General features: G+C 49.6%; 1 protein-coding gene. It reads right to left on the bottom strand.

Annotated features, from left to right (window positions below):
- The coding region (locus tag ACTHUE_RS19265; protein ID WP_440424196.1) for a CTP synthase at positions 1–1,140 on the bottom strand (1,140 nt) is incomplete at its 3' end.
- Positions 1,141–1,273 lie beyond the last annotated feature (133 nt).

Here is a 1,273-nt window from a genome sequence, read left to right as displayed (position 1 = left end):
GCAGATGCCCAAGTATGGTACGTTGTTTTCACGCGCATAGCGTACGGCGGCAATTTTGCCTTCCACGCCGCGTGAACCGAAGCCGCCCGGCACCAAAATCGCGTCCATGTCTTTGAGCATGGAAACGTCGCCATTGCCCTTCTCAATGCTTTCGCTGTCGACAAAGGTAATTTGTACGTCGGTTTCAGTGTGAATACCGGCGTGTTTCAGTGCTTCGATCAATGATTTGTAGGACTCGGTCAAATCAACGTATTTGCCGACCATCGCGATTTTGACGGTATGTTTCGGATTTTGAATCGCGTGAACGATTTTCTTCCATTCGGTCAAATCGGCTTGTTTGACATTCAGTTGAAGCTGCTCGGTAATGATGCTATCGATGCCTTGGTTGTGCAGCATTTCAGGGCATTCGTAAATGCTGTCCACATCGTAGCTGCCCACGATGGCGCGTTCTTCAACGTTACAGAACAAAGCAATCTTACGGCGCTCGTCCGCAGGCATTTCTCTGTCCATACGGCAGATCAGGATGTCCGGTTGTAAACCGATGCTCAACATTTCTTTAACGGTATGCTGGGTCGGTTTGGTTTTGATTTCGCCGGCGGCGGCAATGTAGGGAACATAGCTCAGGTGGGCAAACAATGTATTATTACGGCCGAGCTGGCTGCGCATTTGACGGATGGCTTCCAAGAAAGGCAACGATTCGATATCGCCGACTGTACCGCCGATTTCAACAATCGCCACATCATAACCAGCCGCGCCTTCATGGATACGGCGTTTAATTTCATCAGTAATGTGCGGAATCACTTGTACGGTACCGCCCAAATAGTCGCCGCGACGCTCTTTGGCAATCACGTTTTCATAGACTTGGCCGGTACTGAAGCTGTTGCGGCGGGTCATGGTGGCGTTGATGAAACGCTCATAGTGACCAAGGTCGAGGTCAGTTTCCGCGCCGTCATCGGTCACAAATACTTCGCCGTGTTGAAACGGGCTCATGGTACCCGGGTCAACGTTGATATACGGGTCAAGCTTAAGCATGGTCACGTTCAAGCCACGCGACTCGAGAATAGTAGCAATAGAAGCGGCGGCGATACCTTTACCCAAAGAAGATACAACGCCGCCGGTTACGAAAATGAATTTAGTCATGATGTGATACCCATGTTGGAATGTGTGATTTTAACTTGAAGCAGCATATTCTGGCAAACGGCAAAAGCTTCAGGCCGTCTGAAAACAGCGTTTTCAGACGGCCTTATCATACTGATTCTATATATCAGCGCAG

Source organism: Neisseria sp. P0021.S005 (assembly GCF_051956955.1).
This window is presented reverse-complemented; position numbering and strand designations above follow the sequence as displayed.